This is a genomic window from Thiolapillus sp. (genome assembly GCF_048562965.1).
Classification (GTDB): Bacteria; Pseudomonadota; Gammaproteobacteria; order Chromatiales; family Chromatiaceae; genus Thiolapillus; species Thiolapillus brandeum_A.
Genome location: NZ_JBHNMF010000160.1, coordinates 1 through 6,776, shown reverse-complemented (window position 1 = coordinate 6,776; position 6,776 = coordinate 1). Strand labels below are relative to the sequence as shown.

Below are 6,776 nucleotides of genomic sequence, written 5' to 3'. Positions count from 1 at the left end.
GCCTATTGCCGCATCTCCAGTTACCTGCAGACCATGGCAAATCAGGGATACAATCCGCTGGTCGCCATTCAAATGGCCTTTTCGGGACAGCTCTATGCTGATAGGGGTGAGTAGTTACCCTTGGATTTTCCATCACCGGTACTGACGGTGGCCACGCCAGACGCCAGCAACTGGCCAGAGGCCAGCACCAGGGCCGCAGCAAGAATCTTTATTTTGTTCATGCTCATATCTCCTCGTTTGCTTCAGACATTGAAACGGAAATGGATGACATCGCCATCCTGCACGATGTAGTCTTTTCCTTCCAGGCGCAGCTTGCCCGCATCCTTGGCGCCGTGCTCGCCGCCACAGGCAATGAAATCATCATAGGCGATGACTTCCGCCCGAATAAACCCGCGCTCGAAATCCGTGTGGATAACACCTGCAGCCTGGGGAGCCGTGGCACCAACGGGGACGGTCCAGGCGCGCACTTCCTTGACGCCGGCGGTAAAATAGGTCTGCAGACCAAGAAGATCATAGCCCGCGCGCACCACACGATTCAGACCGGGCTCATCCTGTCCCATTTCGGCCAGAAAATCCGCCTTGTCCTCATCATCCAGTTCTACCAGTTCCATTTCGATGGCCGCACACACAGGCACTACCTCCGCGCGTTCTTGTTGCGCCTGTGCGCGTACCGCGTCCAGCATGGGATTGTTCTCGAAACCGTCCTCACTGACGTTGGCGATATACAGCACTTTCTTGATGGTCAGCAGGTGCAGGTCATACAGTGCCGCCTGCTCATCCTCGTCCAGCCCCATGGAACGCACCGGCAGGCCCTGCTCCAGATGTTCCCTGACCTTCTCCAGCAGCGCCTTCTGCGCCAGCACTTTCTTGTCCCCCGTCTTGGCCATGCGCGTGGCCTTGTCCAGCGCCTTTTCCACGCTTTCGAGGTCCGCCAGCGCCAGTTCGGTGTTGATAACCTCGATATCTGCCAGCGGATCGACCTTGCCGGCAACATGCACTACATCATCGTTTTCAAAACAGCGCACCACTTGAACGATGGCATCGGTCTCGCGGATATTGGCCAGGAACTTGTTGCCCAGGCCTTCACCCTTGGAAGCACCCGCTACCAGTCCGGCGATATCCACGAACTGCATGGTGGTGGGAACAATGCGTTCCGGCTTGACGATCTCGGCGATGCGATCCTGCCGGGGATCCGCAATGGGTACGATGCCCACGTTTGGATCGATGGTACAGAAAGGATAGTTTTCGGCGGCAATGGTCGCCTTGGTCATTGCGTTGAACAATGTCGACTTGCCCACATTGGGCAAGCCCACGATTCCACATTTGAAACCCATAAGATAGATACTCCGGTAAATTCGCTCAGCTGCCGGGTTTCACGACGGGCTTACCCTTTGCGATCCAGTCGGTGATGCCTTTTTTGACGTTGTACACTTTTGTATAGCCCAGTTTCTTGTCGAGAAAATTGCTGACGGTACCTGTACGGTTGCCCGTTCTGCAGATCAGGATAAAGGGCTGATCCTTGCCGGCGATAGGAGCCAGCTTATCCAGCCATGCGGGGACATTGTAGTGGCCTTTCTTGTCGAAGAAGGTAATCAGGTGACTGCCTTTGATCACCCCGGTCTGTTGCCATTCTTCAGCACGGCGGATATCGATGATCGGCACCCCTTCACTGGCAAGTCTTTCCAGCTCGGCATTGTCGATATCCGTCACTGCGGCAGAAACAGGGAGTGCGAACAGCAAAAAAAACAAACACAATAAGTTACGCATAACAATTACCTCGATTCAATTTCGGATGCCTCCGTTGACATCCGCTTTCAACGCTGATTTTATTGTCAGGCTGAAGCCCGGCCTACCATTGCCCCCTGCAGCAGGCTTCTCCTCTCTCAGGCATTTTATTTATAACAAGTCTGAAAATGCAAAAGCCCGTCAAACATGACGGGCTTTTGTGATTGGAGCCGGTGACAGGAGTTGAACCCACGACATCCTCATTACAAGTGAGGCGCTCTACCAACTGAGCTACACCGGCATGGGCTGCGTATTTTACAGCTTGTCAGGGGTCAGTCAAAGCCTGATCGCAAACTTTTTTCTCCAGCGCCGCGTTGGAAGGCAGCTTTTGTGCCTCGATCTTTTGCAGTTCATTCACGCCAGCATGAGAAAACAGCACCCAGTAAACACGAGCCTTTTTCTGCTTGGGCACCACCACGGGGTCGAATCCCTTTTCGTGGATATTGTCCGCATGACGCTGTGCGTAACGTTCCTGTGTATACAGGCCCATAGAAATGGCATTCTTGTGTTCACCTTCGCGCATCAGCCACAAGTCCTTGAACCCGGCCTGCACAAGGCGCTTCAGCATGGCTTCCGCACGGGCCACGTCAGGCGTTTCGGGGATCATCACCCAGTAACCGACGGTTTCTTTGCCCGGCCGGGTCTCCACGCGAACCTCGGCCTTTCCCGCGGCAAGGGTGCGCCGGTAGCCTTCGGCCATGTTTCTGCTGCGCATGGGACCCAGTTCACCGCAATAGAGTACCTCGGGCTGACTCTCTGTCGGAATGGGTTGAACTCGCGGTTCCGGCGCTGGCTCAGAAGGCGTGGAGAGTGTATCCAACACCTGCTGCTGACTGGATTCCTGTTGGATCTGAGGTTCAGATTCAGGCTGAGTTTCGGTTTCGGACGTAACTTCAGGCACGGTCGCGGGTTCAGGCTCGGCCGGATGCGTATCACCTGCATGAGGTTGCGGCGCCTGAACCGGTTCCTGAGCATTCATTTTCGCCTCGATCACCGGCTCTTCTGCCGTTTCGGGTTCACCGACTAGGCGTATCTGACCAAAATCCGGCCTGGACAGCGGCTCGGGGCGGGTCGGAGCCGCCGTTCTGTTCCCGTATTGAATCCACAGGAACAGCGCCACATTGAGGGCAATCAGCATTGCCAGCAGCAGACGTATCATGATCCGTGTTCTCTCGCGTACAAACGTATCCCCTCCAGTACCAGCCTGTCCCGGCGCTGACAGTCTATCTGCATCAGCGGCTCGATCAAACCCGCTTCGCCGCCCGTCAGTATCAGGCCGGGATCACAGATGCCTGCGGCCTGCAGGCGTTCGATGGACTGTTCGATGAGTGCCACCACCGCTTTCCGCGTGCCCAGCTCGACGCAGGTCACGGTGCTGTTCCCCCACTCCTGCCCGGTGCGGATATACTGTTCTTCCATGTCGATGGCCGTCTCCTGCAACAACTTGTGTTTCATGGCCTGCACGCCCGGCAGTATGTAGCCACCCAGGTGCCTGCCACTGGCGTCAACCATATCCAGGGTCACGGCAGTACCACAATCCACCACGCATACCCCGTCCGGACTGTAGCGGTACGCGGATATCATTGCCGCCCAGCGATCCACGCCCAGCTGCTCTGGCTGAAGATAGCCGCAGGTCAGCCCGCAGTCTGCCGCCGATACCTTCATGACATGAGGAGTCAGCTCCCAGGCATCGCGCACCCAGGCGGTCAGTTCATTGTCTGTCTCGCTGCCGGCAACTGATGCGAGCCACAGCTGTTCGGGACGATCGGCAAAGCGCCAGGCGGAATCCAGTACTTCGCTCAAATGCCCGCAGTTGTATTTCATGGCCCGCATGTCTGAGCAGCCCTGCAGATTTTCCGGCATCCACTTGATCCGTGAGTTGCCCAGATCGATATACAAACGTCCCGTCATCTCAGGCCTTGCCCCGCAAACTGACTTCACCGGAATACCAGGTCTTTCTGCCCCCCGGGCTGTCCAGCACCAGGCCGCCCTGCTCACTCAATCCGGTGTAGATGCCGGTGATTGTATCTTTTCCCATCAGCAGCTTCACCTTCTGACCGATGTACACATCATACGCTTTCCAGGTTTCGAGAAAGGGAGCCAGGCCGCGTTGCTGATACCGGACACAGGCTTGCATCAGCGCATCGAGCAAGTCACCGGCAAGACGATTGCGCCCGGGTGGGGCCGGGAGGCAGCTGGCCAGATCCGTCCAGGGCTGATCGATCTCCCCGGCAGCCGCTGCAGGCAGGTGGACATTGAGTCCCACACCGATGATCGCCTGGCAGGGTCCCTCCATTTCACCGCTGGCTTCCACCAGTATACCCGCGAGTTTTTTTCCGTTTACGTGGATGTCATTGGGCCATTTCAGGCCATGGCCCTTAAGGCCAGCATCGGTAAGCACGCCTGCCACGGCGACTCCCACGGCAATGCTGAGTCCCGCCAGATCCGCCATGGAAAGATCAAACCGCCATGCCAGAGAAAGACAGACGCTGCTTCCGAATACAGACACCCATTGCCGCCCTCTGCGACCCCGGCCTGCGGACTGGTATTCGGCCATGCAGGCCTGCCCACTGTGAAGATAGGGACTGCATTGGTCCGCTAGAAAGGCATTAGTGGACGAGACGACGGGCAGCACCTTCAGCTCCGTGAGCCTGTGCTGTAGCCCGGGCTGGATACGTCCCCGGATGGCGTCCTCACTGAGCAGTTCGAGCGGTGCCTTCAGCCGGTGGCCCTTGCCCCGCACAGATGCGATATCGATACCGGGATAAGCGTTTAGACGCTGAATACGCTTCCAGATGGCCGCCCGCGTGACAGAAAACTGTTCAGCGAGCGCCTCACCGGAATGAAAGCTGCCATCCGCCAGTGACAGTAAAAGAGCATATTCCACATCATTCATTGCTGATTCAGCCAATCCCTGCGGCGGGCCAGTTGCCCGGGGGTGCATTCGGTTTCTGGCAACAGCCACAGTTCACAGGTATCCCGCGGGGCCATCATGACAGGCAGTGAAAACACCATGAGCTCATCCCGCCGAAAGGCATGGACCCGCACTTCTGCCCCTGCTTCAAACTGCCCCAGCAACCCGCTCAGGTTCTTGGCCGTCACCTGAAGACCATCGAGGGATATGAGCCTGTCACCCGCCGACAATCCGGCACTTTGGGCAGCACCGCCATCGAAGATCTGAAGCAGCTCCACGAAATCCCCTTTCTGGGTATAGCGTGCACCGATGGCCGGTTTGGCTTCGGCCTGATCGTCTCCCTCCGCAACGCCGCCCCAGTCTTCCTGGTTTCTGGCCGGTCGCAAGCGATAACCGACGCCCAGGGTGGCAAACCAGTCTTCCAGGGGCAGTTCTTCCGTACCATATACGGTATGTTCGAAGAACGCTGACAGATCGGCATCAGCCACCCGGCTGGCCAGCTGTTCCAGGTCCTGTTCGGAAACGCCTCTGTCCCGCCTGCCAAATTCTTCCCAGAGTCTGCGCATGAAATCATCCAGCGACAGCCGGTCTCCGGTCCTGTCCCTCAGCAGCATATCCAGGCCGAACGCAACCAGCGCCCCCTTGCTGTAATAACTGATGATGGCATTAGGTGCATTCTCGTCCTGCTTGTAGAACCGGGTCCAGGCATCGAAACTGGACTCCGCCACGGACTGGCGCAACCGACCACTGCTGCGCATCACCCGGGTGACTGTTTGCGCTATCAGCCCCAGATAGTCGTCCGGCTGGATACAGCCTGTGCGCACTAGGGCAAGGTCATCGTAATAACTGGTGATCCCTTCGAACGCCCAGAGTAATTCGGTATGCACTTCGGAAGAAAGGTCTGCTTCCCTGAACACCTGGGGGCGAATGCGTTTCACGTTCCACAAATGGAAATACTCGTGGCTGCAAAGCCCCATGAACTTGATATAGCCCCTGGTCGGCTGTTTCATGCCCTTTCCGGGCAAATCATCCCGCTCACACAATAACGCTGTCGAATCCCGGTGTTCGAGGCCACCGTAGCCGTCCCCCACCACCATGGTGAGAAACAGATAGCTGTTTAACGGGAGTTCGCCAAATAACGATGCATGATAGGCGCATATTTTCTGCAGATCACGGGAGATTCTTTCCGGGTCGAAATAACAGTGCCCACTGAGCACCATGCGGTGAGGCTTGTTCCCGACATCGAAACCCAATTCCTGAAAATGGCCCATTTCCACCGGACAATCGATGAGATGGGCATAGGAATCAGCAACATAGCTGCCAAATCCCTGGGGATCGACCGATTTCGCCGGCAGGCTGGTTGCCAGCTTCCAGGAAAAGCTGTTATCTCCGCCCGGCCTCTCCAGGTTTACCAGCAGCGGCCGGTCCTCCTGACCGACAACCTGCAGAAAAACACTGGTGCCATTGAAAAAGCCATGGGTACTGTCCAGATGCGCCCCTCTGACAGAAAGATCCCAGGCATATACGTCATACTCCACCGCCAATGCTCCCGATACCGGCGCAGCCCGCCAGGTCTGCTTGTCGAGCTTGGAAAGCGCCACAGGCTCTCCTTCACATGACGCCCTGATGGAGACGATATTCCTGGCAAAATCGCGGATCATGTAGCTACCCGGAATCCATGCAGGCAATGACAAGCGCTGTCCCTTTGCGTCAGGTTCTCCGACAATCAGCACTATTCTGAAAATGTGAGCCTTGGGTGAGGCCGGGCGTAGCGTATAGATGGCAGGGTATTGCATCGGTTGGCGGGAATCACGGATAGATTGGCTCCATTCTACTACACGCAATAAGACCAATTGAGGAACAAGCCGCCGATTTTCCGGTCTCAAACGGGAAAGCTTGGAAAAAATGCGAATGTCCCCTTATTTTTTTCAGATGAAAGCCGATATCATTTCTAACTTCGGCTCTTCCCCAAATGGAGTGGGTAGATTATCGTAATCCCCTATGAGAGACAAAGACCTATATGCCCAGATACTGGGAATCAAGAGTCCCTGGCAAGTATCCGGTGTAGAGCTGGCGC

Annotated in this window: 7 protein-coding genes and 1 tRNA gene; all 8 read right to left on the bottom strand. The window is 56.5% G+C overall.

Annotation, left to right across the window (positions count from 1 at the left end; translation table 11 throughout):
* Positions 1-92: 92 nt before the first annotated feature.
* Positions 93-221, bottom strand: a complete 129-nt coding sequence (locus tag ACOCD2_RS09925) for a hypothetical protein (RefSeq protein ID WP_293672600.1) — start codon at positions 219-221, stop codon at positions 93-95.
* 21 nt (positions 222-242) lie between these two features.
* A complete protein-coding gene (ychF, locus tag ACOCD2_RS09920) occupies positions 243-1,334 on the bottom strand; it encodes a redox-regulated ATPase YchF (RefSeq protein ID WP_293647286.1) in 1,092 nt (363 codons plus the stop codon).
* A gap of 25 nt (positions 1,335-1,359) precedes the next feature.
* Positions 1,360-1,710, bottom strand: coding sequence for a rhodanese-like domain-containing protein (locus ACOCD2_RS09915; protein ID WP_293647284.1), 351 nt, complete (start codon positions 1,708-1,710; stop codon positions 1,360-1,362).
* Between the two features lie 240 nt (positions 1,711-1,950).
* Positions 1,951-2,026 (bottom strand) — tRNA-Thr (locus tag ACOCD2_RS09910).
* 24 nt (positions 2,027-2,050) lie between these two features.
* Positions 2,051-2,944: an SPOR domain-containing protein gene (locus ACOCD2_RS09905; protein WP_293647282.1), complete on the bottom strand. Its 894-nt coding sequence runs from the start codon at positions 2,942-2,944 to the stop codon at positions 2,051-2,053.
* Positions 2,941-3,696 carry a type III pantothenate kinase gene (locus tag ACOCD2_RS09900; RefSeq protein ID WP_293647280.1) on the bottom strand — a complete coding sequence of 252 codons (756 nt, stop codon included), beginning with the start codon at positions 3,694-3,696 and terminating at the stop codon, positions 2,941-2,943. Before ACOCD2_RS09900 ends, ACOCD2_RS09905 begins: the two co-directional genes overlap by 4 nt.
* Position 3,697: 1 nt before the next feature.
* Complete coding sequence (gene birA / locus ACOCD2_RS09895; protein WP_293647278.1) at positions 3,698-4,681, bottom strand: bifunctional biotin--[acetyl-CoA-carboxylase] ligase/biotin operon repressor BirA; 984 nt, start codon at positions 4,679-4,681, stop codon at positions 3,698-3,700.
* Positions 4,678-6,495, bottom strand: a complete 1,818-nt coding sequence (locus tag ACOCD2_RS09890; RefSeq protein ID WP_293647276.1) for a M61 family metallopeptidase — start codon at positions 6,493-6,495, stop codon at positions 4,678-4,680. Before ACOCD2_RS09890 ends, birA begins: the two co-directional genes overlap by 4 nt.
* Positions 6,496-6,776: the final 281 nt, after the last annotated feature.

Bases quoted from the DNA above. Each gene is read 5' to 3' on its own strand.
- ychF (WP_293647286.1), bottom strand. From the start codon at position 1,334: ATGGGTTTCAAATGTGGAATCGTGGGCTTGCCCAATGTGGGCAAGTCG.
- ACOCD2_RS09905 (WP_293647282.1), bottom strand. From the start codon at position 2,944: ATGATACGTCTGCTGCTGGCAATGCTGATTGCCCTCAATGTGGCGCTG.
- birA (WP_293647278.1), bottom strand. From the start codon at position 4,681: ATGAATGATGTGGAATATGCTCTTTTACTGTCACTGGCGGATGGCAGC.
- ACOCD2_RS09925 (WP_293672600.1), bottom strand. From the start codon at position 221: ATGAACAAAATAAAGATTCTTGCTGCGGCCCTGGTGCTGGCCTCTGGC.
- ACOCD2_RS09900 (WP_293647280.1), bottom strand. From the start codon at position 3,696: ATGACGGGACGTTTGTATATCGATCTGGGCAACTCACGGATCAAGTGG.
- ACOCD2_RS09890 (WP_293647276.1), bottom strand. From the start codon at position 6,495: ATGCAATACCCTGCCATCTATACGCTACGCCCGGCCTCACCCAAGGCT.